27 protein-coding genes and 1 pseudogene are annotated in these 25512 nt (G+C 73.4%); 12 read left to right on the forward strand and 16 right to left on the reverse strand.

Features of this window, described 5'->3' with window-relative positions:
* Positions 1-73: 73 nt before the first annotated feature.
* A pseudogene (locus IO30_RS0105695) lies at positions 74-1123 on the forward strand (AI-2E family transporter); the annotation flags it as partial.
* A gap of 16 nt (positions 1124-1139) precedes the next feature.
* Here the strand turns inward: IO30_RS0105695 and IO30_RS46755 are convergent.
* The gene (locus IO30_RS46755; RefSeq protein WP_237403349.1) at positions 1140-2075 is read right to left on the reverse strand and encodes a class I SAM-dependent methyltransferase; all 936 of its coding nucleotides are present in this window, start codon (positions 2073-2075) and stop codon (positions 1140-1142) included.
* Positions 2076-2219: 144 nt separating this feature from the next.
* Between IO30_RS46755 and IO30_RS0105705 the strand changes: the two genes are divergently transcribed.
* On the forward strand, positions 2220-3008 hold the full coding sequence (locus tag IO30_RS0105705; protein WP_031139901.1) for a sulfite exporter TauE/SafE family protein: 789 nt from the start codon (positions 2220-2222) through the stop codon (positions 3006-3008).
* Here IO30_RS0105705 and IO30_RS0105710 read toward each other — a convergent pair.
* The 4 genes from IO30_RS0105710 to IO30_RS0105725 form a co-directional block, all read right to left on the reverse strand.
* Positions 3001-3303: a hypothetical protein gene (locus IO30_RS0105710; protein ID WP_063768131.1), complete on the reverse strand. Its 303-nt coding sequence runs from the start codon at positions 3301-3303 to the stop codon at positions 3001-3003. The two genes, IO30_RS0105705 and IO30_RS0105710, sit on opposite strands and share 8 nt — an antisense overlap.
* Positions 3304-3362: 59 nt before the next feature.
* Entirely contained in the window at positions 3363-3821 is a 459-nt protein-coding gene (locus tag IO30_RS0105715; protein WP_051858971.1) for a hypothetical protein, read from the reverse strand.
* Between the two features lie 35 nt (positions 3822-3856).
* Positions 3857-4978, reverse strand: a complete 1122-nt coding sequence (locus IO30_RS0105720; protein ID WP_031139907.1) for a helix-turn-helix domain-containing protein — start codon at positions 4976-4978, stop codon at positions 3857-3859.
* A 166-nt stretch (positions 4979-5144) separates the two neighbouring features.
* Positions 5145-5351 carry a hypothetical protein gene (locus IO30_RS0105725; RefSeq protein ID WP_031139909.1) on the reverse strand — a complete coding sequence of 69 codons (207 nt, stop codon included), beginning with the start codon at positions 5349-5351 and terminating at the stop codon, positions 5145-5147.
* 902 nt (positions 5352-6253) lie between these two features.
* On the opposite strand from IO30_RS0105725, the gene IO30_RS0105730 reads away from it, so the two are divergent.
* A complete protein-coding gene (locus tag IO30_RS0105730) occupies positions 6254-6514 on the forward strand; it encodes a hypothetical protein (protein WP_031139911.1) in 261 nt (86 codons plus the stop codon).
* A 60-nt stretch (positions 6515-6574) separates the two neighbouring features.
* On the opposite strand, the gene IO30_RS0105735 is transcribed toward IO30_RS0105730, so the two are convergent.
* Positions 6575-7165 carry a helix-turn-helix domain-containing protein gene (locus IO30_RS0105735; RefSeq protein ID WP_031139913.1) on the reverse strand — a complete coding sequence of 197 codons (591 nt, stop codon included), beginning with the start codon at positions 7163-7165 and terminating at the stop codon, positions 6575-6577.
* Between the two features lie 148 nt (positions 7166-7313).
* Here IO30_RS0105735 and IO30_RS0105740 point away from each other — a divergent pair, with 148 nt between their 5' ends.
* The 3 genes from IO30_RS0105740 to IO30_RS0105750 all read left to right on the forward strand — a co-directional run bounded on the left by IO30_RS0105740 (position 7314) and on the right by IO30_RS0105750 (position 10583).
* Positions 7314-8741, forward strand: coding sequence for an MFS transporter (locus IO30_RS0105740; RefSeq protein WP_037893035.1), 1428 nt, complete (start codon positions 7314-7316; stop codon positions 8739-8741).
* A 20-nt stretch (positions 8742-8761) separates the two neighbouring features.
* The gene (locus tag IO30_RS0105745; RefSeq protein WP_031139917.1) at positions 8762-9331 is read left to right on the forward strand and encodes a TetR/AcrR family transcriptional regulator; all 570 of its coding nucleotides are present in this window, start codon (positions 8762-8764) and stop codon (positions 9329-9331) included.
* 70 nt (positions 9332-9401) lie between these two features.
* On the forward strand, positions 9402-10583 hold the full coding sequence (locus tag IO30_RS0105750) for an SGNH/GDSL hydrolase family protein (protein WP_031139919.1): 1182 nt from the start codon (positions 9402-9404) through the stop codon (positions 10581-10583).
* A gap of 57 nt (positions 10584-10640) precedes the next feature.
* On the opposite strand, the gene IO30_RS0105755 is transcribed toward IO30_RS0105750, so the two are convergent.
* Positions 10641-11696, reverse strand: coding sequence for an aldo/keto reductase (locus IO30_RS0105755; protein WP_031139921.1), 1056 nt, complete (start codon positions 11694-11696; stop codon positions 10641-10643).
* 94 nt (positions 11697-11790) lie between these two features.
* Here IO30_RS0105755 and IO30_RS0105760 point away from each other — a divergent pair, with 94 nt between their 5' ends.
* Complete coding sequence (locus IO30_RS0105760) at positions 11791-12402, forward strand: TetR/AcrR family transcriptional regulator (protein WP_031139923.1); 612 nt, start codon at positions 11791-11793, stop codon at positions 12400-12402.
* Between the two features lie 47 nt (positions 12403-12449).
* Here the strand turns inward: IO30_RS0105760 and IO30_RS0105765 are convergent, their stop codons facing one another.
* Entirely contained in the window at positions 12450-13433 is a 984-nt protein-coding gene (locus tag IO30_RS0105765; protein ID WP_031139925.1) for an aldo/keto reductase, read from the reverse strand.
* A 109-nt stretch (positions 13434-13542) separates the two neighbouring features.
* On the opposite strand from IO30_RS0105765, the gene IO30_RS0105770 reads away from it, so the two are divergent.
* On the forward strand, positions 13543-14136 hold the full coding sequence (locus IO30_RS0105770; protein ID WP_031139926.1) for a TetR/AcrR family transcriptional regulator: 594 nt from the start codon (positions 13543-13545) through the stop codon (positions 14134-14136).
* 25 nt (positions 14137-14161) lie between these two features.
* On the opposite strand, the gene IO30_RS0105775 is transcribed toward IO30_RS0105770, so the two are convergent.
* Positions 14162-14533 (reverse strand): hypothetical protein, encoded by a 372-nt coding sequence (locus IO30_RS0105775; protein ID WP_031139928.1) that lies wholly within the window; start codon positions 14531-14533, stop codon positions 14162-14164.
* 23 nt (positions 14534-14556) lie between these two features.
* Here IO30_RS0105775 and IO30_RS0105780 point away from each other — a divergent pair, with 23 nt between their 5' ends.
* The 3 genes from IO30_RS0105780 (at position 14557) to IO30_RS0105790 (ending at position 17225) form a co-directional block, all read left to right on the forward strand.
* Positions 14557-14982 (forward strand): RICIN domain-containing protein, encoded by a 426-nt coding sequence (locus IO30_RS0105780; protein WP_051901925.1) that lies wholly within the window; start codon positions 14557-14559, stop codon positions 14980-14982.
* A gap of 119 nt (positions 14983-15101) precedes the next feature.
* Entirely contained in the window at positions 15102-16169 is a 1068-nt protein-coding gene (locus IO30_RS0105785; protein WP_031139932.1) for an RNA ligase family protein, read from the forward strand.
* Between the two features lie 105 nt (positions 16170-16274).
* Positions 16275-17225 (forward strand): TauD/TfdA dioxygenase family protein, encoded by a 951-nt coding sequence (locus IO30_RS0105790; protein WP_031139934.1) that lies wholly within the window; start codon positions 16275-16277, stop codon positions 17223-17225.
* A 289-nt stretch (positions 17226-17514) separates the two neighbouring features.
* Here IO30_RS0105790 and IO30_RS0105795 read toward each other — a convergent pair whose 3' ends face one another.
* The 3 genes from IO30_RS0105795 to IO30_RS0105805 form a co-directional block, all read right to left on the reverse strand.
* Positions 17515-17955: a hypothetical protein gene (locus tag IO30_RS0105795; protein ID WP_157853117.1), complete on the reverse strand. Its 441-nt coding sequence runs from the start codon at positions 17953-17955 to the stop codon at positions 17515-17517.
* Between the two features lie 221 nt (positions 17956-18176).
* A complete protein-coding gene (locus IO30_RS0105800; RefSeq protein WP_234321611.1) occupies positions 18177-18983 on the reverse strand; it encodes an IclR family transcriptional regulator in 807 nt (268 codons plus the stop codon).
* Between the two features lie 917 nt (positions 18984-19900).
* Positions 19901-20479, reverse strand: coding sequence for an RNA polymerase sigma factor (locus IO30_RS0105805; protein ID WP_234321558.1), 579 nt, complete (start codon positions 20477-20479; stop codon positions 19901-19903).
* A gap of 516 nt (positions 20480-20995) precedes the next feature.
* On the opposite strand from IO30_RS0105805, the gene IO30_RS0105810 reads away from it, so the two are divergent.
* The gene (locus IO30_RS0105810; RefSeq protein ID WP_031139941.1) at positions 20996-21793 is read left to right on the forward strand and encodes a polysaccharide deacetylase family protein; all 798 of its coding nucleotides are present in this window, start codon (positions 20996-20998) and stop codon (positions 21791-21793) included.
* A 15-nt stretch (positions 21794-21808) separates the two neighbouring features.
* Here the strand turns inward: IO30_RS0105810 and IO30_RS0105815 are convergent, their stop codons facing one another.
* The 4 genes from IO30_RS0105815 to IO30_RS0105830 form a co-directional block, all read right to left on the reverse strand.
* The gene (locus IO30_RS0105815; protein WP_078904559.1) at positions 21809-22705 is read right to left on the reverse strand and encodes an amino acid ABC transporter ATP-binding protein; all 897 of its coding nucleotides are present in this window, start codon (positions 22703-22705) and stop codon (positions 21809-21811) included.
* Positions 22706-22712: 7 nt separating this feature from the next.
* Positions 22713-23543, reverse strand: a complete 831-nt coding sequence (locus IO30_RS0105820; RefSeq protein WP_199920982.1) for an amino acid ABC transporter permease — start codon at positions 23541-23543, stop codon at positions 22713-22715.
* The gene (locus IO30_RS0105825) at positions 23510-24313 is read right to left on the reverse strand and encodes an ABC transporter substrate-binding protein (protein ID WP_031139947.1); all 804 of its coding nucleotides are present in this window, start codon (positions 24311-24313) and stop codon (positions 23510-23512) included. Before IO30_RS0105825 ends, IO30_RS0105820 begins: the two co-directional genes overlap by 34 nt.
* Before the next feature lie 226 nt (positions 24314-24539).
* Positions 24540-25496 carry a GlxA family transcriptional regulator gene (locus IO30_RS0105830; protein ID WP_031139949.1) on the reverse strand — a complete coding sequence of 319 codons (957 nt, stop codon included), beginning with the start codon at positions 25494-25496 and terminating at the stop codon, positions 24540-24542.
* Positions 25497-25512: the final 16 nt, after the last annotated feature.

Below are 25512 nucleotides of genomic sequence, written 5' to 3' on the forward strand. Positions count from 1 at the left end.
GGTCCGGTGGATGCCGGGGGAATGTCGGGGTGCGGGCGTGGACGGGTGCGCCTGCGGTGGTACCTCGTTGGCCATGCAGCCAGGCACACCCCCGCCGGTGATCCCGTTCCTTCGTACGGCCGCCGCCTACGCGTGGCGGCTGCTCGTCGTCGGCGTGGTCGTGTACGCCCTCTTCGCCCTGCTGGGGCGGTTCCACGAGATCGGCGTGGCCGTGTTCCTCGGTCTGGTGGTCACCGCGCTGCTGCGGCCGGTCGCCGATCTGGTGTCCCGGGGCCTGCCCCGCGGGATCGCGGTGGGCGTCACCCTGATCGGCAGCGCAGCGCTGGTCCTCGGCGTCCTCGCGCTGGTGGGCGAGGCGGTGGCGGGCGAGCGGACGACGCTGGTGCGCGAGTTCCGGGACGGCATCGGCCGGATCGAGGACTGGCTGGAGCGGCCGCCGTTCCACCTGGCTCCGCAGGCGCTCGCCGGCGTCCAGGACAGGATCGGGGACTACCTCTCCAGCCACCGCTCGTCCCTGCTGAGCACGGCGCTCAGCGGTGCGACCCAGCTGGTGGCCGTCCTCACCACGCTGGCGCTCGCACTGTTCTGCTCGGTGTTCTTCATCCACTCCGGAGACCGGCAGTGGGCCTGGTTCCGGGAGCAGTTGCCGGTCTCGGTGCGCGAACGCACCGACACCGGCGGGCGGGCGGCCTGGCGCACCTTCACCGGGTACACGCACGGGATCGTCCTCGTCGCGGCGACGAACGCGGTCCTCGTCGGCCTCGCGCTCTGGCTGCTCGGGGTCCCGCTGGCCGTGCCCTTGGCGCTGCTGGAGTTCCTGGCCGCCTTCATCCCGCTGATCGGTTCCCCGGTGGCGCTCGCGGTGGCGGCGGTCGTCGCCCTCGCCTCGCAGGGCCCGCTGGTGGCGGCGGTCGTGGTCGCCCTGATCGTGGTCATCGGGCAGATCGAGGGCCATCTGCTGCACCCGCTGGTCATGAGCTGGGCGGTGCGGCTGCATCCCCTGGTCGTGGCGATCTCGGTGATCGCGGGGGCGATCGCAGCGGGCGTGGTCGGGGCCGTGGTGGCCGTACCGCTGGTGTCGGTGATCTGGTCGGTCCGTACGGCCCTGCGCGACTCCCCCGGGCCGTCCGCGGGCGGCGTCACGCCGACGGACGCTCCGCCGTCCGGTCCTGGGTCCGGGCCTCAGCCCGGTCCTGGGTCCCGTCCTGGGTCCGGGCCGCCGGACGTTCTGCCGTCCGGGCCTCCCGGGCCGCACCCTTCCAGCCCCATGCCGTGAGCATGCCCGGGGACAGTCCGGTGCACTGCGGGGAGTCCAGATGGCGCAGGGCCTCGTCGAGCTGCGCGTCGTCGACCAGGCCGGTCGCCACCATCGCCCCGCGGGCCCGTTCCCAGGTGTCCGCCCAGAACCGGCTGATCGCGCTGCCCGGCAGCAGCGGGGGCACGTGGATCTCGGCGGCCACGGAGGCCAGTCCCGCGGCGCACAGCAGGTCGAGGTGGCCGGGCACCCGGGAGACGTCGGTCCCGATGCTGTCGCGGAGCCCCTGCCACATGGCCCGCATGGCACGGCTGTACGGGGTGTCGGGCGCGGTGGCCGTGGTCAGGTCGACGGCGTCGCTGACGACCAGGACGCCGCCGGGTGCGAGCAGTCCGCTCAGCCGGGCGATCAGCTGCTGCGGGGAGGGCAGGTGCATGAGCACGAAGCGGGCGTGGACCAGCTGGAAGAGGCCCGGAGCGAAGTCGTCGGAGGTGATGTCCGCCTGCATCACCGTCAGCCCGGGTGCGGGATTCGCGGTGAGGAACCGTACGTCGCGGTCCACCGCGAGGACCGTCTCGACCCCTGCCTCCGAGAGCAGGCTCCGGGCCACCGTGCCGGTTCCGGCGCCCACGTCCAGGCAGTTCCAGCCGGGGCCCGCGCCGAGCGTCCGCAGGCGGGCCATGGTCGTGGCGTCGTAGGCGAGGGCTCCGAGGTCGATGCGTTCGCCCTCGCCGCTCGCGTCGGGCCGGAACTCGTCCTCGCCGTAGCGCCCCTCGCCCGGGGAGCCCGTGCCGTCCGCCGACATCCCTGCGCCAGCCATGCGGCCATTGTCCCCTGCCCGGCCCCGGTGCGCGCCCGGGCCCGGCCAACACGGCACGCCACGGTACGGCGACGGCACGGCAATCGCGGCGCACAGGGCACCCGGAGCACACCCTTCACCCGCGCCCCGCCTAGGGTGGCGGCCATGGAATGGGGAACGGCCGCGGGCGGACTGGTGGCGGGACTGCTGATCGCCCTGGTGACCGCGCCGGTGGGCGTCTCGGGGGCGGTGTTCCTGCTGCCCGTCCAGCTCAGCGTGTTCGCCGTGCCCAGTCCGGCCGTGACGCCCACCAATCTGCTCTACAACGTCGTCGCCGGACCGGGCGCTCTGCTGCGCTACCGGCGCAGTGGCGCGCTGCACGGGCCGCTGGTACGCCGTCTGGTGCTCGGCACGCTGCCCGGCGTCGTCGTCGGGGCGGTCGTGCGGGTGTTCGCGATCCCGGGCCCGGCCGTCTTCAAGGTCCTGGTGGCTGCGTTCCTGCTGCCGCTGGGCCTGTGGCTGACGGCCCGGACGCTCCTGCCGCCGCGCCGGGGAGTCCCGAGGACCGGGGCTCCTTCGGACCGCTCGGTCACCGGCCTGGCCCTCGTCGTCGGCGTGGTCGGCGGGATCTACGGCATCGGCGGCGGCTCCCTGCTCGGCCCGGTCCTGGTGGGACGCGGGATGCCGGTCACGCAGGTGGCTCCGGCGGCCCTGGCCTCCACCTTCGCCACCTCCGTCGTCGGCGCCGCCACGTACGCACTGCTGTCCCTGACCGGGTCCGGCGACATCGCGCCGTACTGGCTCCTCGGGATGGCCTGCGGACTGGGCGGCCTCATCGGCGGCTACCTCGGTGCCCGTCTCCAGCCGCGGCTCCCCGAGAAGGCGCTGCGCCTGCTCCTCGGCACACTGGCCTGCGCGGTCGGGTCCCTGTACGCGGTCGAGGCACTCAGCTGATCCTCGGCATGCTGCGGCCGGCCTCGGGGCCGAGCGGGCCGGCGGCCCGGTCCATCGCGGCCCGGAGCAGCTCGACGGTTGCGGTCGCGGCCTGCCGGGTCTGTTCGTCCGGGGAGAGGCAGGCCGTGGAGTCGAGCAGCACCACGGCCGCCTGGAGGACGCCGAGGTGGACCGGGACGGGCTGGAGGGCGGCGAGCACGGTGGCCGCCTGGTCGGCCGGGGTGGCGGACGGCGCCTGCGGGATGAGCTGGGAGACGCCTCGGCCCAGGCCTCGGCCGCGTACGGGGGAAGTCACCTGCACAGTCTGGGGCCTTGACGGGCGGGCCGGGGCCAGGCGCGCGAGGTGGCGGCCGTTCACAGGGCGGTGTCGCAGCCCCGCTCGCAGGAGGCCGGGTGGGTGCAGGTGGTGCTGCGGGCCGCCAGGTAGCGGATCTTGCTGGGGTCGCGGCCGGTGATGTCGGCGCTGGTCTCGGGGGTGAAGCCGAGCGCGGCAAGGACCCGTACGTCCTCGTGCAGCACGCAGGAGGCATCGGCCGGCCGTGCGCTGCGGCGGAGGTCGCGGCGGCGGACCTCGTACGAGAGGAAGTCCCAGGCGCGGGCGGTGGGGTTGGGCGAGCCGACGACGGCGCTCCAGCCGATGACCAGGGCGCCGAAGGCGGTGCGGACGGCTTCCACGGCGGGGCCGGGCGGGAGCTGGGCGCGGGCGTACGTGAGGTAACGGGCGTGGTGGAGGGCGTAGAAGGCCTCGAAGGCCGGGGGCAGGGCGACGCCCGGGAGGTCGGCCGGGGACGCGGTGTACGGGGTCGGGTTCATGGCTCCTCCCGGGGCGGCGGGTCGGGGGTCGGGGGTCAGCCGAAGGCGGCGGCGGGATAGCGGGGCCGGTGTTCGGGGGGTTCGGGAGGCGTCGGGGGCCGGGTGGCCGCCTGCCACAGGGGGCGGAGTTCGGCGGGTCGGCCGCGCAGGGCGAACACGATGCGGGCGGTGGCGTCCCAGTCGAGGATGTGCCCGCCGTTGAGGGCGCGGGCGATCTCGCTGATGGTGAGCTTCTTGGAGGTCATGCGCTGGATCGTCCAGAGGTCGGGGCGGTCCGCGGCGAGGTAGAGGGCGCTCAGGGCGATGTGGAACTTGGTCTTCGCCTCGGCGGGATCTCCCGGGGCGGGTTCCCGGGCGGGGGGGTCGGGGTCGGGCGGGCGCTGGGCCGCTTCCCACAGGTCGCGCAGCTCGCGGACGTTGCCTCCGCAGGCGGCCGCGAAGTGTTCCACGACGTGCCAGGACGGCCTGCGGTGGCCGGCCAGGATCCGGGAGACGTGGGAGGCGGAGATCCCGATCTCCTGGGCGGTGTCCTTCAGGGCCCGGCCGGTGGCCCTGTGCAGGAAGGCCAGGGCGGCGGCGAGTTGCTGGGCGGGGGTCTGGCTCGGGGGCCGGGCGGCGCCGTCGTCCGGTTCGGCGGCGCGGCCCCGGCCGTCGGCCCAGCCCCCGGCGGGCGGGCCGGCCTGGGCGGACCGGGCGGGCATGTCCCGCTGCATGCGGGCGGCGCGCAGGAGGTCCAGACGGCGCCGGAGCTTGTCCTGGGTCCACTTCTTGCGGAGGCGGTCCGCGCTGTGCCCGGTGGAGGAGACGATGGTCTCCCAGGAATCCCCGCGTGCCCGGCCCCGGTTGACGACGGCGGCCTCGACGTCGGCGAGCAGCCGGTAGAGGTCGGTGACCTGGTGCATGAGCGTGCCGGAGTCGGCCGCGTCGTGGATGGTGGCCAGCAGGTCTCCCGCGGCGAGGTGGAAGTCCTCGCCGGCCTCCGTGAGGTCCCTCTCGTGCTCGGAGAGGTCCGGAGGTTCGGCGGGCCGGCTGCGGGCAGCGGACTTGCAGCGCTGCGAGCAGAAGGTGCTCGGGCGCCCGGGCCGGACGGTGTGCAGGAAGTCGTTGCCGCAGCGGATGCATTGCCTGGTGAGCTGCCGCGGGAGGGCGGAAGGCATGCCGGTGTCTCTTTCAGGGGAAGCACGGACGGAATTAGGGGTGTTGGGCCGGTCACGGATGGCGCGCCGCGCGAGAAACTCGCGCGGCGCGACCGGACACGGGCCCGGCGCGCGGGCCCGGTCCGCCGGACGGCCGGCTCGCACGGGGCGGGCGGGGGTGGCGAATTCAGATTCTGCGAACTCGCCGGTACGCGACGCGAGTCCCCGCCGCCACCGTGGAAATAGCCATGGCCAGAGCTGCGAGGGTGACGGAGTCACGCACGCCCGTGATGAGGACGATCGGCAGCACCAGGACGGCGAGGAACAGGCTCCCCCGCGCCGTGACCGTCAAGGCATCGGCGCTTCGTGTTTCCCCGTCGGAAGACGGGGTCATGATAGTTTCGGCACCTGATCCCAGCACCCATAAAGGGCGCTGGCGGTGATATCGGTCGTGGGGCATGAAGTACTCCGATCTCGGCGTGTTTCGCGCCGGCGTGCGATCGATGTCACGGTGGTTCGACAAGGCCCTGGCTGTGGTTTGGACGCCCCCGCCAGGGTCCTTGCCTTTTCCGGCAACTGCACCGGTGAGCGGGACAGTAACTCGCCGCCCGTCCGCAGCGCCACGCGCACGGAGGGTTATGGCCCGATGCGCCCAAGGGCGCACACAAACCCTTGTTCTCCCCCTGCAACACTCCCGTTCACCCCGGTTCCGGACATCCGCGATCGAGTTCGGAACGAGGCGATCTGATGATGCGCCAGAACGACTAACGACGAACGCGATGTCACCGATCGTGGCCAGCAACACCAGACCTCCGCCGACCCCAGCAATGGGACGATCCAGGACAAACCTCGGTCGGTGAGATGCCCCCGGCCCCCGGTCGCCGGACGCGCCGCACGGGAGAGGCGCTACGGTCGCGCAGGCGCGCGCAGGCGCGTGCAGACGCGTGCAGGGGTTCACGGGACGGGGAGGGCGACGGCGGCCCGGCGAGTGGCACACGGGCGCGGGGCCCGGAGGGTGGACCACCCTATCCGTCTCGACCATCTCCTGACCCGAGCTTGGGACTTGTTCACCCGCAGGGGGACCAAGTTGCACCGGTCTTTCATCGCGGACGCGTCGCGGAGGGTGTTCTTGCGCTGGTTGCTTGGAAGCGGGACACGAAGACCGATCAGGGAGGCGTTCATGGCGAAGGGGCTCTCGGGCTTATCCGTACCCGTCCGAGGAGACCCGCTCCTGGTCCTGCACCCGCTTCCGGGCGGCACATCCGCCACCTGCACCGACCACGAGAGGGCAGCGTCATGACGAATGAGCTCAGCCGCACCGAACGCATCGAGTACACCAAGCGCCAGGACGCCGCCTATCAGGAGGGCGAGGACGCCGTCACCCGCCTGGCGGCGGCGCTCGCACGGGCCGGGGTCGCCCTCCCCTCGCTGCGCAACGACGGCCCCGTCGGCGGGCACGGCTTCGTCCACCTCGGCGGCTGCAACGCGGAGCTCGCGGACCGGCTCGCCGAGGTCGTCGAAGCGGGCGCGCAGGCCCTGCGGGAACGGCACCGCTGAACGCCGGACACGGCAACCGCCCGCCCCTGCCCTGCCCTGCCCGGCCCCGGGCCACCTGCCTTACGGGGCTACGGGGTGCTCGCGCGGGCGGGCCCGGACCCGGGCCCTTTCGCCCTGTGGGCCGAAGATGTGCAGAATCTCCACGGGGCGCTCCCCGCGCGGCCCGAACCAGTGCGGCTCGGCCGTGTCGAACTCGGCCACCTCACCGGGGCCCAGCGTCAGTTCGCGCTCACCGAGGACGAGCAGCAGCTCTCCGGCGAGGACGAAGAGCCACTCGTAGCCGGCGTGGGTCACCAGCTTGCGGGGGCTCGGCGCGATCACCTGCTTGAAGACCCGCAAGCGGCCGGGGTACTGGGTCAGGGGCACCAGGGCGCTGCCGTTCTTGCGGTGCCTCAGCGGGGTCAGGTGCACCCGCGGGTCGCCCGTCGCCGGGACGGCGGTGAGCTGGTCGAGGGCGATGCGGTGCACCCGGGCGAGGGGCACCAGGAGTTCGAGGGTCGGGCGCCGCTTGCCGGACTCCAGCCGGGACAGCCCGCTGACCGAGATGCCGGTCGCCGCCGACAGGGCGGCGAGGGTCATGCCGCGGTCGCGGCGCAGCGTGCGCAGCCGGGGCCCGATGGCGGCGAGCATCTGCTCCATGTCGGCGTCCATGCCCCCAGTCTGCGGGCAGGGCGGCGCCCTCCTCGCCGGGGGGCGGGCCGGGACCCGTTTTTGCGGTGTTCGCAAATTCCCTACCCGTTCCGCCCGCGGCGGCCCGACGTTGATCTCCTGATCCGCGAGGTACGAAGGAGCAACGACCATGGACCCGCAGCCGAAACCGCCGCACCGCTGGGCCGTACTGGCCATCTGCTGTCTGAGCCTGTTCGTCGTCGGGCTGGACACCACCGTCGTGAACGTCGGGCTGCCGTCGATCGGCGCGGGCCTCGACGTCGGCACCCGGGGCCTGGAATGGCTGGTGGACGCGTACACCCTCGTGCTGGCCAGCCTGCTGATCTCCTCCGGCGCACTGGCCGACCGCATCGGACGGCGACGGGTGTTCCTGCTCGGGCTGCTCGTGTTCGGCGCCGCGTCGGCCGCCTGCGCGCTCGCCCCGGACATCGGCGTGCTGGTCGCCGCCCGCGCCCTGCAGGGCATCGGCGGTTCGATGCTCAGCCCCGTGGCGCTGGCGATCGTCGTCAACGTGATCACCGAACCCCGGGAACGGGCCCGGGCGATCGGGATCTGGGCGGCCGTGTTCGGCGTCAGCATGGCGGCCGGCCCCCTCGTGGGCGGGGCTCTCGTCTCGGCCTTCGGCTGGCGCTCGCTCTTCTGGATCAACCTGCCGGTCGTCCTCGTCGCCCTGGTGCTGACCGCGGTGTTCGTCCCCGAGTCCCGCGCGCAGCGGCCGCGGCGGTTCGACGGGCCGGGGCAGTTGCTGCTGACCGTGCTCGTCGCCTGCACGGTCGCCCTGCTGATCGAGGGGCCTCACATCGGATGGGGCTCGCCCCTGGCGCTCGCCGGCTACGCCCTCGTCGTCCTCGCCGCCGCCGCGTTCGGGCGGGTCGAGTCGCGCCGGGCCGAGCCGCTGCTGGACCCGCGGCTGCTGCGCAGGCCGGCCTTCGCCTCCGCCGTGGCCGGTGCGGTCGTGGTGTTCGTCGCCCTGAGCGCGACCCTGCTGCTCAACACCCTCTACCTCCAGCACGCGCGGGGCATGGACCCCCTGACCGCGGGCCTCGTCACGCTTCCGATGGCCCTCGCCGCCACCGTGTGCGCGCCGGTTTCCGGGGTGCTCGTCGGCCGGTTCGGCCCGCGCCCGCCGCTGGTGCTGGCCGGGGCGTTCCTCACGGGCGGCGGCCTGTGTCTCGTGGGGCTCGGCGACGACACCGGCATCGGGCTGCCGGCGCTGGCCTACCTGCTGGTCGGCACCGGTTTCGGCTTCGCGAACGCGCCGATCACGAACGCCGCGGTCAGCGCCCTGCCGCCCGAGCGTGCCGCGGTCGCCGGAGGGATCACCTCGACCGCCCGCCAGCTCGGCTCGGCCCTCGGCGTGGCCCTGGCGGGCGGCTTCGTCGTCGGAGCCGCGCCCGCCGATCTCGCCCAGGCGTCCCGCCCGGGCTGGCTGCTGGTCGCCGGATGCGGACTGGCCGTCCTCGCCACAGCGGCCCTGGCCGCACCGGCGGCGAAGTCGCCGAACCCCTCACGTGACCCCGATTTGCCTAAAGGTATTAGGCAAATGCAAGATGGATGAAGGAGAACGGGAGGACGGCGATGGCGCGCGTAGGACTGACTGCGGAACGACTGACCCGGGCGGGGGCTGAGCTCGCCGACGAGGTCGGCTTCGACGAGGTGACCGTCTCGGCGCTCGCCCGGCACTTCGACGTCAAGGCGGCGAGCCTGTACTCGCACGTGAAGAACTCCCGGGACCTCAAGGCGCGCATCGCCCTGCTCGCCCTGGAGGAACTCGCCGACCGGGTGGCCGCGGCGCTCGCGGGGCGGGCCGGCAAGGACGCGCTGACCGCCTTCGCGAACGTCTACCGCGACTACGCCCGCGAGCACCCCGGCCGCTACGCCGCGACCCGCTTCCGGCTCACCCCTCAGGAGGCGGCCGGCAGCGCCGGTGTCCGGCACGCCCAGATGACCCGGGCGATCCTGCGCGGCTACGACCTGACCGAACCGGACCAGACCCATGCCGTCCGGCTCCTGGGCAGCGTCTTCCACGGCTACGTCAGCCTCGAAGCGGGCGGCAGCTTCAGTCACAGCGCGCCCGACTCCCAGGAGTCCTGGTCACGGGCCCTGGACGCTCTCGACTCCCTCCTGCGGAACTGGCCCGCGCCCTGACGGGGCCCCGCACCCGCACCGCATACGCGCACACACGCACACACGCACACGTCAGACCGAGGCTGGAACCATGAGCACCGCACCCCGCTTGATCACCACACCCCTGACCGCGGACCTGCTGCGCGGCGCCCTCGACCTGGAGCGCACCGACCGCGGCGTCCTGCCGCACCGGCTGCCCGCGCGGGCCCGCGCCCAGTGCACCGACGGCCAGCTGGCCATGGCGGAGTCCCAGCCCTCCGGCGTACGCGTGGTGCTGCGCACCCGGGCCACCGTCATCGAGCTGGACGCCCTGCGCACCAAGCGGGCCTACCTGGGCGCCCCGCCCCGCCCCGACGGCGTCTACGACCTCCTGGTCGACGGGCAGTTGGCCGGTCAGGCCTCGGTGAGCGGCGGCAACGTCGTGACGGACGACATGGCCACCGGCTCCGCGGAGCTCCGGTCCGGGCCGGTGGGCACGGTCCGGTTCACCGGCCTCCCCGACCGGGACAAGGACGTGGAGGTCTGGCTGCCGTACAACGAGACGACCGAGCTGGTCGCCCTGCGCACCGACGCCCCCGTCGCACCCGTCCCTGACCGCGGCCGCCCCCGGTGGGTGCACCACGGGAGCTCCATCAGCCACGGCTCCGACGCCGCGAGCCCGAGCACGACCTGGCCGGCCGTGGCGGGCGCGCTCGGCGGGGCGGAGCTGACCAACCTCGGCCTGGGCGGCAGCGCGCTGCTCGATCCGTTCACCGCCCGCGCCCTGCGCGACACCCCCGCCGACCTGATCAGCATCAAGATCGGCATCAACCTGGTCAACACCGACCTGATGCGGCTGCGCGCCTTCGGCCCGGCGGTGCACGGCTTCCTCGACACCGTGCGCGAGGGCCATCCCACCACTCCGCTGCTGGTCATCTCGCCCGTCCTGTGCCCGATCCACGAGGACACGCCCGGGCCCAGCGCCCCGGACCTGGAGGAGTTGAAGTCGGGCCGGATACGTTTCCGGGCCACCGGTGACCCCGTGGAACGGGCCGCCGGGAAGCTGACCCTGGGCGTCATCCGGGACGAACTCGCCCGCCTCGTAGGGCAGCGGGCGGCCGAGGACCCGCACCTGCACCACCTCGACGGCCGCGCCCTCTACGGTGAAGCGGACTTCGCGGAACTGCCGCTGCCCGACGCGCTCCACCCGGACGCCGCGACGCACCGCCGCATGGGCGAGCGCTTCGCCGCCCTGGCCTTCGCCTCCGGCGGCCCCTTCGCCACCGGCGGCTGACCCCGTCCGCCCGCGACGCGGTCCGGCACGGCCCTGCGCTCCCGCGGCGCTCCCGCGTCAGCCGGCCGCCCGGCCGCTGCGGATCATCGGCGGGCTGAGGCGGGCGAAGCCCTCCTGGCGTTCGTAGGGGAAGTGCGGGTAGGGCGCGGGCCGGTGGCTCGCGGCGTCGAGCCGGGCCGTCTGCTCGGGCGTGAGGCTCCAGCCGACCGCCCCTATGTTCTGGAGCAGTTGGGCCTCGTTGCGCGCGCCGACGATGACGGAGGAGACCGTGGGCCGCCCCAGGAGCCAGTTGATGGCCACCTGCGGGACGGTCCGCTCCGTCTCCCGGGCGACTTCGTCGAGGGCGTCTACCACCTCGTAGAGGTACGCCTCCTCCACCGGCGGGCCGTAGTCGGCCGTCTCGTGCAGGCGGCTCCCGGGCGGCAGCGGGCGGCCCCGGCGCAGCTTGCCCGTCAGGCGGCCCCAGCCCAGGGGGCTCCAGACCATGGCTCCGACGCCCTGGTCGTGGCCGAGCGGCATCAGGTCCCACTCGTAGTCGCGGCCGATGAGGGAGTAGTAGACCTGGTGGGCGGCGTAGCGGGGGAAGCCGAGCTTCTCGGCGGCGGACAGGGACTTCATCAGCTGCCAACCCGCGAAGTTGGAGACGCCTACGTAACGGATCTTCCCGGACCTCACCAGCTGATCGAGCGTGGACAGCACCTCCTCGACGGGGGTGGCGGCGTCGAAGGCATGCAGTTGGAAGAGGTCGATGTGGTCGGTGCCCAGCCTGCGCAGGGCGTCCTCGGTGGCCCGGATCAGGCGGGAGCGGGAGGTCCCGGCATCGCCGGGACCGTCGCCCGTCGGCAGGCCGGCCTTGGTGGACAGCAGGACCTGGTCCCGGCGGCCCTTGACGGCCTGGCCCAGCACTTCCTCCGAGGCCCCCGCCGAGTACACGTCGGCGGTGTCGAACATGGTGATGCCCGCCTCGATGCAGATGTCCACGAGCCGGCGCGCCTCCTGCGCGTCGGTGGTGCCCCAGGCGCCGAACAGCGGCCCCTGGCCTCCGAAGGTGCCGGCCCCGAAGCTGAGGGCGGGGACCTTGAGACCGGACGTACCGAGCTGCCTGTATTCCATGATGAATCCCTTCGGCGAAGTAATGGCACCGTAGACCCGTTAAGCTGGTCCCAACCTAGCAGGGGATCATCACTAATGGAACCGGAGACCCGTTATGGCGCCCACTGATGCCGTCGAGCCGGGATCCGTACGCCCCGGGGGCCGCACCGCCCGCGTCCGGGCCTCGGTGCTGCGCGCGGCCGGCGACATGCTCGCCGAGTCCGGGTACCACGGCCTGGACCTGACGGAGGTCGCCCGCCGCGCCGAGGTCGGGAAGACCACCGTGTACCGGCGCTGGGGAACCGTGGCCGGGCTGGTCGCGGACCTGCTGACGGACATGGCCGAGCAGTCCTCACCGCGCACCGAGACGGGTTCGCTCCTGGAGGACCTGCGGGCCAACGCCGACCTCGTACGGCGCACGCTGTCCGACCCCCGCCAGGGGGCGCTGTTCACGTCCGTGATCGCCGCGGCCACGAGCGACGGGAAGACGGCCGAGGCACTGCACGCCTTCTACGAGGTGCGCGTCGCCGAGTGGGCGCCCTGCGTCGAGCAAGCCGTCGACCGGGGCGAACTTCCGGAGGGCACCGACGCTGCCGAGGTCGTCCGGGCCGTCTCGGCCCCCCTGTACTACCGGCTGCTGACCTCCGGCGCCCCGCTGGACGAAGCTGCGGCCGAACGGGCCGTGCAGGCGGCCGTCGCCGCGGCCCGCGCGGGGGCATTCACCTGAGGGGCGGTACGCCGGCCGGGCGGTGAACCGGTAGGCGGTTCAGCCGTTCAGCCGTTCAGCGAGGCCATCAGCTCCGGGGCGTAGCGCTCCCCCGAGGCCACCCCGTGCGGGGCCACGGCCTCGATGGCGGCCAGGTCGGCATCGGTGATCGTCACGGCGGTGGCGGCGACGTTCTCCTCCAGGTAGCGGCGGCGCTTGGTGCCCGGGATCGGCACCGCACCCTGGCGCAGGGTCCAGGCCAGGGCCAGCTGCGAGGGCGTGACGCCCTTCTCGGCGGCCAGGCGGCGCACCTGGTCGACGACGGCGAGGTTGCGCCCGAAGTTCTCGCCCTGGAAGCGCGGGTCGGTGCGGCGGAAGTCGTCGGCGGCGAAGTCGTCGGGGCTGGTGACGGCGCCCGAGAGGAAGCCGCGGCCGAGCGGCGAGTAGGCGACGAGCCCGATGCCGAGCCGGCGCAGGGTGTCCAGGACCCCGTCCTGCTCGATGCCGCGCTCGAAGAGGCTGTACTCCGTCTGCACGGCGGCCAGCGGGTGCACGGCGTGAGCCCGCTCGATGGTGGCGGGCGCGGCCTCGCACAGGCCGATGTGGCGGACCTTGCCGGCCGCGACGAGCTCGGCCAGGGCGCCGACGCTCTCCTCGACGGGGACGTTCGGGTCGATGCGGTGCAGGTAGTAGAGGTCGATGTGGTCGGTTCCCAGGTGGCGCAGGGAGCGGTCGGCCGCCCGGCGGATGTACTCCGGGGTGGCGTTGTGGCCGCGGAAACCTCCGTCATCGGTGAACTCGACGCCGGTCTTCGTGGCGATCACGGCGGCTTCGCGGCGGCCGGCCAGCGCCTTGCCGAGCAGCTGCTCGTTGTGGAAGGGGCCGTAGCCCTCGGCGGTGTCGAGCAGGGTGACGCCCAGCTCCAGGGCGCGGTCGATCGTGGCGAGGGATTCGGTCTCGTCGGTGGCTCCGTAGTGGGCGCTCATGCCCATCAGGCCGAGGCCCTCGGCGCCGACTTCCAGGCCCTGACCGCCCAGTGCGCGGATCTCCATGACGTTCTCCTTCAGGTGGGCCAATAAGTAACTAACTGGATAGATAGACCATGCACCACGCCCGCCGGGGATGTCAATAACCAGATAGTTACTTGCTAGGCTGCGGACCATGGCAAGGGATTCCAGCGCGACCAAGGCGCGCCTGCTCGACGCGGCGTTCGCCGAGTTCGCGACGTACGGCATCGCCGGTGCGCGGGTCGACCGCGTCGCCGAGGCCGCGCAGGCGAACAAGCGGCTCATCTACGTCTACTTCGGCAACAAGGAGCAGCTCTTCGACGCGGTGCTCCAGCGGGCCCTGGAGACCGGCTCGGAGTCCGTGCCGTTCGACGCCGACGACCTGCCCGGCTACGCGGGCGCCGTCTTCGACCACCTCGTCGAGCGGCCGTCCCTGATGCGGCTGGTGCTGTGGAAGCAGTTGGAGCGTCCGGGAGCGACGGACACGGAGGCCGCCTCCTACGCGGGCAAGGCCGCGGCGGTCCGGCAGGCGCAGGACGCGGGCCGCATCGACGCGGGCATGGACCCCGTCGACGTGCTGACGCTGGTCGTGGCCCTGTCCCAGGCCTGGTTCGGCGCGGTGGGCGACCCCGCGGCGGGCGGTCCCGGCGCCGGCTGGACCCCCGAGCGGCTGGCCCGCCACCGCGCGGCGGTGGTGGAGTCGGTCCGCCGGATCACCGCTCCGGTGCCCCCCGGCCCGGCCCGCTGACGCCCGGGGCACCGCGGCCGCGCGGTCAGCGCGGCAGTCGGGCCACCAGCAGGGCCAGGCCGCGCCGGAGCCGACGGAAGTAGGTGGCCCGGCTCAGGTGCAGGCGCCGGGCGACCTGGTGGTGCGTACGGCCCCTCCCCAGGTAGTACGCCTGCAGGATCGTCCCCGCCATCCGGGCGGCGACCGCTCCGGGCACCTGCGGTGCGATCCCCGCGTGCAGGGCCCGGCAGGCGAGTCCGGCCAGCAGGGGCACCCCGCCGGCCAGCCGCACCACCAGCGCCAGGGCCTCCGGATCCTCGATGCCCGCGGCCCGGGCCTGCGCCTCGACCGCCTCGGGCTGCCGGGGCCCGAGGGTGACGGTGGCCAGTCCCGCTCCGCCCGGCCCGCGGCGGCCCAATCGGGAACGGCGGCTATTACCAGGTGACCCTGGAGATCTACTGCGTACCGCCGCCCCCGGGCTCCGGGCAGATCGTGGGCGTCCACTCCGGCAAGTGCCTGGACGTGAAGGGCTCCAAGACCGCCGACGGCACGCCCATCCAGATCTACGCCTGCAACGGCACCGACGCGCAGGCGTGGAAGCCGGAGGCCAACGGCACCGTCCGCGCCCTGGGCAAGTGCCTGGACGGCAAGACGGAGAACGGTTCGCTCATCGGGCTCAACTCCTGTCACGAGGGGCTGAACCAGAAGTGGGAGCAGCTCCCGGGCGGCCTGCTGCGCAGCGTCCACTCGGGCAGGTGCCTCGACGTCCTCGGCTCGGACACCGGCAACGGGTCCCGCGTCGGCATCTGGGACTGCACCCCGCACCACACCGACCAGCAGTGGCGCGGTTCGGCCCTGGAGACCTGACCGCACCGCTGACCTGCGGCGCGGCCCGCGGGGCGGCTGCCCCCACGTCGGGGGCGGGTGCCCGGCGGCCGCGCGGAAATCCCGCGCTGCGCACCGGGCGGGCTCGCTACCATCGCCCGGTGCACCCCGAACCCCTGCCCTGGTCCCCGTATCCGAAGATCCCGGCGAACCGCCGTCTGGGCGAGGCCCGGGGACGGGACTGGGTCGCCCACGAGAAGGTCCACGGCGCCAACTTCGCCGTGGTGTGCGACGCCTGGGGCGCGCACCCCGCCAAGCGGCGCGAGCTGCTCGGGGAGGCCGGACTCGACGACTTCTTCGGCGTCGGCCGGATCTGGCCGGCCCTGGCGGTCGCGGCGACCCGCTGCGCCCGGGCCCTGCGGGAGCGGCACGGAGCCGGCGCCTCGGCGGTCGTGACCCTCTACGGCGAACTGGCGGGCGGCCACTACCCGCACCACGCCGTACCCCCGGTCCCGGGGGCGGAGCCCGTGCAGACGGGCGTCTGGTACGCCCCGGACCTGCTGTGGCTCCCTTTCGACGCGACCGTCGCGGACGCAGACCCGGGCTGGGGCTCGGACGCCGGCTCGGACGCGCACGCCGGCTCGGACGCGGACGTGGACGCGGACAGCCTCGTCTGGGTCGCCGACCGGACGCTGCGCGCCGCGGCCGGCGCCGCCGGACTGCACTGCGCCCCGCTCCTGGGCGAAGGCCCGGTCGCGCGGCTCCAGGAGCTGCCCGTCGAGTTCCCCACCCGGCTGCCCGCTCTGCTGGGCCTGCCCGCGCTCCCGGGCAACCTCGCGGAGGGTCTGGTCGTCAAGCCGGCCGGGGAATTCCGGGGCGCCGCACGGCCCATGGCCAAGTTCAAGCAGCCCGCCTTCGCCGAGGACGAGCGCTTCGACGGCTCGCGCCCCTACCAGGCGCCCCCGGAGGGCGCGGCCGGTGTCCCCGGCTGGCTGCTGGCCCACGGCACCGCCCTGCTCACCCCGGCGCGGGCGGCTTCGGCCGTGAGCAAGCTCGGACCGCGCACTCCGGCGGGGGAACTGGCCGCCGAGATCGCCCGGGACGCCGCCGAGGAGGCGGCCGAGACCCTGGGCGGCATGGACGGGGCCGAGCACCGCGCCCTGGAGGAGGCCCTGCGCGCCGGAGCCCTGTCCCTGGCCCGCTTCGACGCGGCCGACCGCCGGGTCTGAGGGGACGAGGGCGCGTCCCGCCGGTGCGGTGCGGCCTGTCGTGGATCACGGTGAACCGTCATGCTGGCCGGGAGGGCAGCAGCACTACGAGCGACGGGAGCGTGCATGGCGACGAACGGGTCCACCAAGGTCGAAGTCAGGCCGGTGGCGGGGCACATCGGGGCCGAGATCACGGGGCCCGACCTGGCCGGAGAGCTGGACGATGCGGTGGTCGCCGAGATCCGGGCCGCCGTACTGCGCTGGAAGGTGGTCTTCTTCCGGGAGCAGAAGCTCGATCACGCCGCCCACGTGGCCTTCGCCCGCAGGTTCGGCGAACCCGTGGTGCTGCGCTCGCGCGGCAGCGCTTCGCCCGCCGGGTTCCCCGAGGTCGAGACCACGGCCGACCGGCTGGAGCTCGGCGGCCGTTACGGCATGGACCACGAGGAATGGCTGCGGCGGCGCCGCCACACGCTGCTGCGGGGCTGGCACTGCGACCACGGCGCCCGGGTCGACCCGCCGGCCGCGACGATCCTGCGCGCCGAGGCCGTACCGCCCTACGGCGGCGACACCACCTGGTCCAATCTGGCGGCCGCCTACGCGGGGCTCTCGCGGCCCGTACGGCAGTTCGTCGACGGACTGCGCGCCGAGCACCGGCTGGGCGTCGGCTATCAGCCGCGGCCGGGGGACGACGCGTACGTCCGGCACCTGCTGGACCATCAGAGCGCCTCGCACCACCCGCTGGTACGCGTGCACCCGGAGACGGGCGAGCGGGTGCTGTTCGTCAACGGCTACTACGTGGAGCAGATCCTGGGCCTGTCCCGTGCCGAGAGCGGACCGGTGCTGGAGATGCTGCTGGAGCAGGCGACGCGGCCCGAGTACACGGTGCGGTTCCGGTGGGAGCCGGGCAGCGTGGCCTTCTGGGACAACCGGGCCACGATCCACCTGGCCCCGTCCGACACCGCCCACCTCGACGCCCCGCGGGTGATGCACCGCGTGATGCTGGCCGGTGACGTGCCGGTGGGGGTGGACGGCGAGCCTTCGGCACCGGTCGTGGGCACGGAGCCGGGGCGCTGGTGAACCGGGGCCGGCGGACCGTCCGCCGACCCCGGCAAGATCGTTGACCAGAACCTTGTCGTTTGGCTTGAAACAGTGCAATGCTGTGCGTGCGGAGACCCTCTCCCCTCCCCCGTGGAGAGAGGTCGACGGCCCCGCCTGAGCACCCCCGCAGGGCGGGGCCGACCGCATGAACTCCTCGCGGCCCGGCCCCCGAGGCGGCGTCGGCGCCCGCCAGGACGCCCCTCCCAATGGCTGGAAACCGCCGTAGTTGCGGATGGTCGGCCGCAGCCCGCCGCCCGCTCTCCGGGGATCAGCTGATGCCGTTCTCCGCGGCCTGCGCCAGCAGAGCCGGCACGAGCGCGGGGTCGAGCCCCAGGATCACCAGCGCCAGCGTCCGCGCGCCGCGCCGGACCAGCTCCACCCGGTGGAACGCCATCAGGAGCGACTGCGTCGACATCTGGTGCAGCGACGTCACTTCGGTCCACGGCACCACGGCGCGCACCCGGCCGAGCGGGCCGGTGACGACGAGACCGCCCGCGAAGAGGTAGCACCTGCTGAGGCCCAGCCGGGCGGCCAGCTGACGCCACAGCCACACGAGACCGAGTACGGCCAGCAGCAGGGCCGCTGTCCCGATCGCCTTGGCCGGCGCCTCCGGGGGCCGGATGAAGGCCAGCGCGACGAGGACTCCGACGCACAGCCCGATGAGGAGGCGCCTCCCGACCTGTGCGACGGCGCCTGTCACTCCGGACACGGCATGACTTCCGCGCGCCGCGCCGAGGCCGAGTCCGTCCACGCCACCTCGCGGAACGAATCGCCGCTCCTGATACGAACCCATGATCCCCCCATCAGCTCCGCCAACTATGTGCTCCTGTCGTGAAGTTGACAAGCGGACGGGGCGACGGCGGGCCGCCCCCGTGCCCACCCGATCGCAGTGGGCCGGGGCGGGTACGGGGGCGGCCGCGCGGGCGGATCTCAGACGGTGGTGGACAGGACGGTCCCGAGCCCGGCGGCGCCCTGTCCGCCCGGCTCGTCCTCGGGTGCCGCGGGCTCGGTGCTGCCCGCGACGATCAGGGCCAGTAAGACCGCGGCGGCCTCGCTCTGCAGGATGCGGGCCGCCTGCTTCAGCCGGCCGGGATCGGTGACCGGGATGGACAGGGCCACGCACTCCGCGTTCGGACCCGAGGTGATCGGCACCGCCGCGCACACCGTACCGATCGCGTATTCCTGCAGGTCGAGGAGCGGGGCGTTCGGCTGACGGGCATCGAGCTGCTGGAAGAGCGCCTCCCGGCTGGTGAGGGTGTGCGGGGTGAACCGGGTCATCCGGTGCCGGTCCAGGTGGTCCTTGCGGTCCTCGTCGCCGAGCTGGGCCAGCAGGGCCTTGCCCACGGCAGAAGCATGCGCGGCGGCGCGGAAGTCCACCCACTCCTCCACCACCGGGGCCGCGGGCCCGTCGGCGTACTGGGTGATGGAGACCTCGCCGTCGGTGTAGCGGGCGACGTACACGGCCGCGCCGACCGCGTCACGGACCCAGGCGAGGGTCTCCCTCAGGTGGCCGCGCCCCGCCCCGCCCACCGCATCGGTCAGCAGCAGTGCATGACCGGCGGCGTAGGCGTCCTGTCCGACGGCGGTGGCCAGGTTGGCCCGGACGAGCTGTTCGAGGGCCCGCAGCAGCACCAGCTGCGGCAGTTTCGTCTCACGGGCGATCTGCGTCAGGCTCACGCCGCCCGAGTAGTGGTTGATGACCTCCAGGATGCGCAGTGCCTGGTGCACCGATTCCAGGGGGGCGGCGGGCCTGGTGTCGGTGTTCCTGCGCGCGGCGGGCGCCGGGCGGGGCCGCCTGAGCGCCTCGCGCACCCACATGTTCGGCTCGTGGGTCAGGTGGAGGGGGTTGAGGCGGGCGTACTGGGCGACCGCCACGGCGATGAGCGGGCCCGGGGTGACGACCTCTCCCAGGTCCGGGTGCTCCCTGCGGGGGCGCGCGATGACGGCTTGCCGCAGCCGTACGGGGAGGCGGTACGGGGGCCGGCCGCCCAGGCCGGGCCGGGTGGCGAGCGCGGTGAGGTCCTGGGTGGTGATGGGCGGGGAGGTCCAGATGACCGAGGCGCTGAGGGCGTCCTCCAGGTCCTCCGGGATCGGCGGCAGGTGCGGCAGCTGCTCGTCGGGGGGCAGGGTCTGGGCCTGGTCCTTCCAGTGCCGGGCCGCCCGGACCTCGGCACGGGTCAGGTGGTGGAGGTAGAGGCACCGGGCGGCGGTCCGCGATCCGGCCCCGGCCGCGTACTGGAACCAGAACTGGGCCTCCTCCAGCTGGTCGGCCAGGTGGAGGAGCGAGCCGAACAGCAGGGCCGACTCGGCTCCGTGGGGCCAGCACTCGGCGTCCAGGGCCATCTCGGCGAAGTCCCGGCTCTCCACCAGGGACCAGGTGAGGTCGTCCAGGGCGCGCGCCGCCCGCACGTGGCAGGCGGCGTCCAGCACCAGGTCGTCCCGCGCGGCCTGGCCCCGGGACGGAGCGGTTGCGCCGCGGGAGGTGGCGGTGGTCCCCCTCGCCGGACAGGACCGGTCGGCCACGATCCGGCGGGCGATCCGGCGCCGGGCCGCGCCCTCGTCGTATCCGGCGTACTCCTCCGCGAGCACCGTCGCGTCCCGAAGGGCCGCGTCCAGTTCGCACAGCGCCATGTCTCGGTCACCGGGCACGTCGCTCACTGGTCCTTCTCCTCTCCGGGGATCCAGTCCACCCCGAGCTTGCGGGACAGGGTTCGGCGCGCGCCGCGGATGTGCGAGCGGACCGTCGCGGGGGAGATCCCCATCATCCGGGCGACCGTGTCGGAGTCGTTGCCCAGCAGGAAGGCGAGCAGCACCACGTCGTACTGCCGCTCGGAGAGCTCCGCGATCGCCGCGTACAGGCCGAGCTTGGACTCCAGCAGCTCCAGCCTCTCCCTTGAGGAGCGGCGCAGGGCGGCGAACCAGGCCGTCTCGACCATGGCCACCTGGCGGCCGAGGACCGCCAGCCTCCGCTCGATGTGCTCACGCAGCACGGCCCAGGCGAAGCCGTGCAGGCTCGCCTCCTTCAGCGCCTGGCGCCAGACCTTCAGCAGGAAGGTGAAGACGTCGTCGACGACCTCTTCGGCGTCCTTGCCGTTGCCGAGCTGGAGGTGTGCGTAGCGCAGGTAGACGCGGTGCTGCTGGGAGTGGAAGGCCGTGAAGTCCACCGGCAGGACACCGGCCAGTTCGCTGGAGACCGCTTGGTCTCCCGATGGGTCGAACTCGCCTTCGGTCATACGCTCCCCCACAGCTGCTCGTCTGCGCCCCGGCGGGCGGTGGGTACTTCGGGACGGCGGACGGGGCGCCGCGGCACCCTGATGATCTCGCTCGCGCAAACACGAACCGCAGTGGCGTCTATCAGTACGCGGGCGAGATCCCCGGCAACGGCAACGTTCACGTCTGCGCCAAACCTTCCGACTGGTGTGTGACCGGCGTGCCGCCCCCGATTCCGGCAGCCGCGGGGGGCGTTGTGCGCCCCTGATCACCACCCCATCGAAAAACACGCCCGATCGTGCAAGCCGGTCTCAGGAAATCTTCCGGAAGAAGCGCATCCGCTCCCCCGCGCGCCCCCACCCGCCACCTCGCGCCCCTCCCCCGTCCTGCCGGACGCCCCGACGGGCCGCCCCTGGAGGGGGTACCGGAGGGGAGATCACCCGGGTGCCCGGCACGGGCTGCGGGGCGCGGGGCGCCGCGCTCTCGCATAGTCGTCGCAGGCGGGCCCGCATCGGCGGGCCACGGCAGAAGGAGTGACCGTGGTGGACTCAGGACGGCGCGCCGCGCTGGCGGCGCTCGTGGCCGGGGTGGCGGGGCTCCTCCCCGGCCCGGTGGCCGAGGCGGCCCCCCGGCGTGCGGTACGGCCCTCCGCGCCGGCCCCTGTCTCCGGGAGGCCGGCGGGACCGGTCCCGCCGGCCTCCCTGATGGGCAGCGAGATCCGGCGGCTGCCCACCTCCCGCAAGGTCATGGCGCTCACCTTCAACGCCGCCTGGGACGAGAGCGGGATCGACACCGTCCTCGGTGAACTGCGCCGCCGGAAGCTGCCCGCCACGTTCTTCCCGACCGGGCAGTTCGCCGCCGCGCACCCGGCCGCCGTACGCGCCATGGCGGCCACGCACGGCCTGGGCAACCATTCCTACAGCCACCCCTACTTCGATGACCTCAGCACCCAGCAGAGGCGGGACGAGGTGATGCGCGCCGACGCGGCGATCCGCAAGGCGTCCGGGGCCGAGCCGCTGCCCTTCTTCCGCTTCCCCTACAGCTCCACCAGCGACGACTCCGTCGCCGACGTCAACGCACTCGGTTTCGCCGCGATCGAGTTCACGGCCGACACGAACGGCTACCTCGGCCCGGCGGGCGGCATGACCGTGGAGAGGGCGGTGGAGCGGGCCCTCGACGCGCTGGTCCCCGGGGCCGTCCTCCAGATGCACGTCGGCAGCAACGGGGACGGCGTCGTCCTCGACGCCGAGGCCCTGCCCCTCATCGTCGACGCGGCCCGGGCCGAGGGCTACGAGGTCGTCGACCTGCGCGAGTTCCTCGTGCCCGGGCCCGCCTGACCGCTGCCGCCAGGCCTACGGCGATCCTCCGGGCGGCTGCCCCGGCCCGGGGGGCCCGTCGGTCTTCGAGGTCCCGTCGGCGTCCGGGGGCCCGGGCGTCCTCGGCGGGCCCTCGGCCTGCGGGGCCGCGACCGCCGCCGGGTCCAGGACACGGTTGAGGAAGTTCCTCGTCCGCTCGTGCTGCGGAGCTCCCACCACCTGCGCCGCGGGACCCTGCTCGACGATCACCCCGCCGTCCATGAACACGACCCGGTCCGCGACCTCGCGCGCGAAGCTCATCTCGTGCGTGACGACCATCATCGTCATGCCTTCGGCCGCCAGCACCCGCATCACCGACAGCACCTCGCCGACGAGTTCGGGGTCGAGCGCCGAGGTCGGTTCGTCGAAGAGCATCACCTCGGGGCCCATCGACAGGGCCCGGGCGATCGCCACCCGCTGCTGCTGGCCGCCCGACAGCTGCGCCGGGAAGGCCCCGGCCTTGTCGGCGAGGCCGACGCGTTCGAGGTTCTCCCGGGCGACGGCGGCGGACCGTGCCTTGTCCCGGCCCAGGACCCGGCGCTGTGGCAGCACGAGGTTGCCGGTGACGTCCACGTGCGGGAAGAGGTTGAACTGCTGGAAGACCATGCCGATGCGGCGGCGTACCGCGTCGATGTCGACATCGAGGTCGGTGACCTCGGTGCCGCCCACGAAGACCCGGCCCTCGTCCGGCTCCTCCAGCAGGTTCACGCAGCGCAGCAGGGTGGATTTGCCCGAGCCGGAGGGCCCGATGACGCACACCACCTCGCCCCGGGCGATCTCCAGGTCGATGCCCCGCAGGACGTGGTTGTCGCCGAAGGACTTGTGCAGCCCCCGGATCTCGATCTCCGGGCCGCCCGTGGCCGTGGTGTCGTCCGGTCCCGTCGTCTGTGACATCTCTTCCTCACGTGGCCTTGTCCGCGCGGGCCTCTAGCCGGCGCACCACGAAGCTCAGCGGCACGGTCACGAGGAGGTAGCACAGGCCCGCGACCAGGATCGGGGTGGAGTTGGCGGTCTCGCTGGCGAGGTCGCGGCCGAATTTCGTCAGTTCCCGCTGCTCCAGCGTCACGCCCAGGAACAGCACCAGCGAGGAGTCCTTGAACAGCAGGACGAGTTCGTTGGTGAGCGGCGGGATGACGATGCGGAACGCCTGCGGGATGATCACCGAGACCATGGCCCGGCCGTGCGAGAAGCCCAGCGACCGGGCGGCTTCCATCTGCCCCTTGGGCACGGCCTGGATGCCGGCCCGGATGGTCTCCGCCATGTACGCGGCGGCGACCAGACCGAGGCCGAGCGCGACCTTCCCGTAGATGCCGCCGGGGATCTCGGTCCCGGGGAAGGCCAGCGGCACCGCGACGCCCACGAAGATGAAGATCAGCAGGGCGGGCAGGCCGCGGAACAGCTCGATGTAGACACTGGCGACCCAGCGGTACGGGGCCACCGACGACAGCCGCATCATGGCGATGACCAGGCCGAGCGCCAGGCCGAAGAGGAACCCGGAGAAGGTGTACACCACCGTGTTGCGCAGGGCGATGGTGATGATGTCCGGGAACAGCCGGACGGCCAGGTCCGTCTGGGCGAACTGGTTCTGCAGCCTGCCCCAGTCCGCCGTGACGCCGATGAGGACCAGGGCGGCGACGAACACGGCGTACTGGACGCCCTGCCAGACGCGGCGCCGTTGACGCCGCGTCAGCCGTGAGGTCACGAGGTGGCCTGGGGCAGCGGGCCGATCCACTGCTCGTACAGCTTCTTGTAGGTGCCGTCGGCCTTGGCGTCCGTGACCGCCTTGTCGATGGCGGCGAGGAGGGCCTTGTTGCCCTTCTTCACCGTGAATCCGTACTGCTCACCGGTCTCGATGTTCTGGCCGAGGGCGAACTCGGCCTCGTTCTTCTTGTCCTTGAGCCAGCCCTGGACGACCGGGTAGTCGATGACGATCGCGTCGACCTGGCCGGTGCGCAGCCCGTTGAGCACGGCGTCCGAGCTCTCGAAGGCGACGGGGTTGAAGCCCTGGCTCCTGGCGTAGCTCTCACCGGTGGTCTCGGCCTGGGCGCCGAGCTTCTTGCCCTTGGCCTTGACGTCGGCGAGGGAGGTCACCCCGCTCTTCTTCGTGGCGAGGAGGGCCTGGGTGGCGTCGAAGTAGGGGACGGAGAAGTCGACGTTCTTCTTCCGCTCGTCGGTGATGGTCATGCCGGCGGCGGCGAGGTCGCATTCTCCGGAGTTCAGGAAGGCGCCCGTCTTGAAGTTCTCGAAGGGGGTGTCGAGGATCTTCTGCTCGACCTCGAGCTTCTTCGCGACCAGGTCGATCAGGGCCACGTCGAAGCCGACGACCTTGCCGTCCTGCTCGAACTGGAAGGGCGGGTACGGCAGATGGGTGCAGGTGGTGAGCTTGCCCTTCTCCACGACGGGCACGCCTCCGGCGGCTTCGCCCGGCCCGTCCCCGCCCGAGGAACAGCCCCCGGCGAGGAAGGCCCCCACGGCGACCCCGGCCGCGGCGCGCACGCGCAGGCCTGCGCGGCGGGGGCGGCGGGTGCGCTGACTGCGGTGTCCTTCTGCCGTCCAGAACACGGTTGACCTCCACGGGTACGGGGCGTGCGGCGGCTGTGACGGTCGCAGGACGAGACCGTCCGGGGCGATCGTAAGGCACCGTTGCCGTGCGGCGAGTGACCATTCGTGATGCGTTCGGGATCGGATGGAACGGATCGAGCCACCGGGTCGGGCGGTGCGCGGGCGGCTACGGCGTACGGGTGAAGGCCCGGCGGTAGGAGCGCGGCGGGACTCCGCGGCGGCGTACGAACTGTGCCCGCAGGACGGCCGCGCTGCCGTAGCCGACGCGGCGGGCGATCTCCTCGACCGGGAGGTCGGTGCTCTCCAGGAGCTCCTCGGCGCGGCTGAGGCGCAGTCCGAGCAGCCAGGCGTGCGGAGTGGTGCCGGTCGCGGCGGTGAAGCGGCGGGCGAAGGAGCGCCTGCTCATCAGGGCCCTGCGGGCCAGTTCCGCCACGGGCAGCGGTTCGTGGAGGTGTTCGCGGGCCCACTGGAGCACCTCTCCGAGCCGGTCGTCCTGGCAGTCCTCGGGGGCCGGTGCGGCCAGGTACTGGGCCTGCCCGCCGTCGCGGTGGGCGGGCAGCACGAGGTCCCGGGCGATGGCGTTGGCCGTCGTGGCTCCGTACTCCCGCCGCAGCAGGTGCAGGCACAGGTCGAAGCCCGCGGCCGCCCCGGCGCCGGTGGTGATCCGGTCCTCGTCCACGTACAGGGCGTCGGGGCGGACGGTCACCTGCGGGTGGCGCTCGGCCAGCAGGGCGGCGAAGCGCCAATGGGTCGTGGCGCGCCGCCCGTCGAGGAGTCCGGCGGCGGCGAGGGCGAAGGTGCCGACGCAGTGACCTGCGACGAGGGCGCCGCGCTCGTGGGCGGTGGTCAGCGCGTCGAGCACGGCGGGTGCCGGCGGGGTACGGAAGTCCGTCCAGGGCAGGACGATCACCAGGTCCGCCACGGCCAGCCGGTCCAGGCCGTGTTCGACGAGGAGCGGCAGCCCGACGTCGCTGCGGACGGGTCCCGGCCGGTCGGTGCACAGGGCGAAGTCGAAGCGGGGCAGGTCCGGGCCGCGTGCGTCGAAGACCTCGGAGACGATGGCGGCTCCGAGCATGCCGACACCGGTGGGGGCGTACGCGGCGACGTTCGTGAAGGGCGGCATGCGGGGAGTGTGGCAC

The organism is Streptomyces xanthophaeus, from assembly GCF_000725805.1.
Lineage (GTDB): Bacteria > Actinomycetota > Actinomycetes > Streptomycetales > Streptomycetaceae > Streptomyces > Streptomyces xanthophaeus.

What these genes read in the sequence shown, in the direction of transcription:
- IO30_RS0105730 (WP_031139911.1), top strand. Translation starts at nt 6,254, where the DNA reads ATGACGAATGAGCTCAGCCGCACCGAACGCATCGAGTACACCAAGCGC.
- IO30_RS0105755 (WP_031139921.1), bottom strand. Translation starts at nt 11,696, where the DNA reads ATGGAATACAGGCAGCTCGGTACGTCCGGTCTCAAGGTCCCCGCCCTC.
- IO30_RS46755 (WP_237403349.1), bottom strand. Translation starts at nt 2,075, where the DNA reads ATGGCTGGCGCAGGGATGTCGGCGGACGGCACGGGCTCCCCGGGCGAG.
- IO30_RS0105715 (WP_051858971.1), bottom strand. Translation starts at nt 3,821, where the DNA reads ATGAACCCGACCCCGTACACCGCGTCCCCGGCCGACCTCCCGGGCGTC.
- IO30_RS0105735 (WP_031139913.1), bottom strand. Translation starts at nt 7,165, where the DNA reads ATGGACGCCGACATGGAGCAGATGCTCGCCGCCATCGGGCCCCGGCTG.
- IO30_RS0105740 (WP_037893035.1), top strand. Translation starts at nt 7,314, where the DNA reads ATGGACCCGCAGCCGAAACCGCCGCACCGCTGGGCCGTACTGGCCATC.
- IO30_RS0105745 (WP_031139917.1), top strand. Translation starts at nt 8,762, where the DNA reads ATGGCGCGCGTAGGACTGACTGCGGAACGACTGACCCGGGCGGGGGCT.
- IO30_RS0105805 (WP_234321558.1), bottom strand. Translation starts at nt 20,479, where the DNA reads ATGACCGAAGGCGAGTTCGACCCATCGGGAGACCAAGCGGTCTCCAGC.
- IO30_RS0105725 (WP_031139909.1), bottom strand. Translation starts at nt 5,351, where the DNA reads ATGACCCCGTCTTCCGACGGGGAAACACGAAGCGCCGATGCCTTGACG.
- IO30_RS0105815 (WP_078904559.1), bottom strand. Translation starts at nt 22,705, where the DNA reads ATGTCACAGACGACGGGACCGGACGACACCACGGCCACGGGCGGCCCG.
- IO30_RS0105760 (WP_031139923.1), top strand. Translation starts at nt 11,791, where the DNA reads ATGGCGCCCACTGATGCCGTCGAGCCGGGATCCGTACGCCCCGGGGGC.
- IO30_RS0105720 (WP_031139907.1), bottom strand. Translation starts at nt 4,978, where the DNA reads ATGCCTTCCGCCCTCCCGCGGCAGCTCACCAGGCAATGCATCCGCTGC.
- IO30_RS0105830 (WP_031139949.1), bottom strand. Translation starts at nt 25,496, where the DNA reads ATGCCGCCCTTCACGAACGTCGCCGCGTACGCCCCCACCGGTGTCGGC.
- IO30_RS0105790 (WP_031139934.1), top strand. Translation starts at nt 16,275, where the DNA reads ATGGCGACGAACGGGTCCACCAAGGTCGAAGTCAGGCCGGTGGCGGGG.
- IO30_RS0105750 (WP_031139919.1), top strand. Translation starts at nt 9,402, where the DNA reads ATGAGCACCGCACCCCGCTTGATCACCACACCCCTGACCGCGGACCTG.
- IO30_RS0105770 (WP_031139926.1), top strand. Translation starts at nt 13,543, where the DNA reads ATGGCAAGGGATTCCAGCGCGACCAAGGCGCGCCTGCTCGACGCGGCG.
- IO30_RS0105705 (WP_031139901.1), top strand. Translation starts at nt 2,220, where the DNA reads ATGGAATGGGGAACGGCCGCGGGCGGACTGGTGGCGGGACTGCTGATC.
- IO30_RS0105765 (WP_031139925.1), bottom strand. Translation starts at nt 13,433, where the DNA reads ATGGAGATCCGCGCACTGGGCGGTCAGGGCCTGGAAGTCGGCGCCGAG.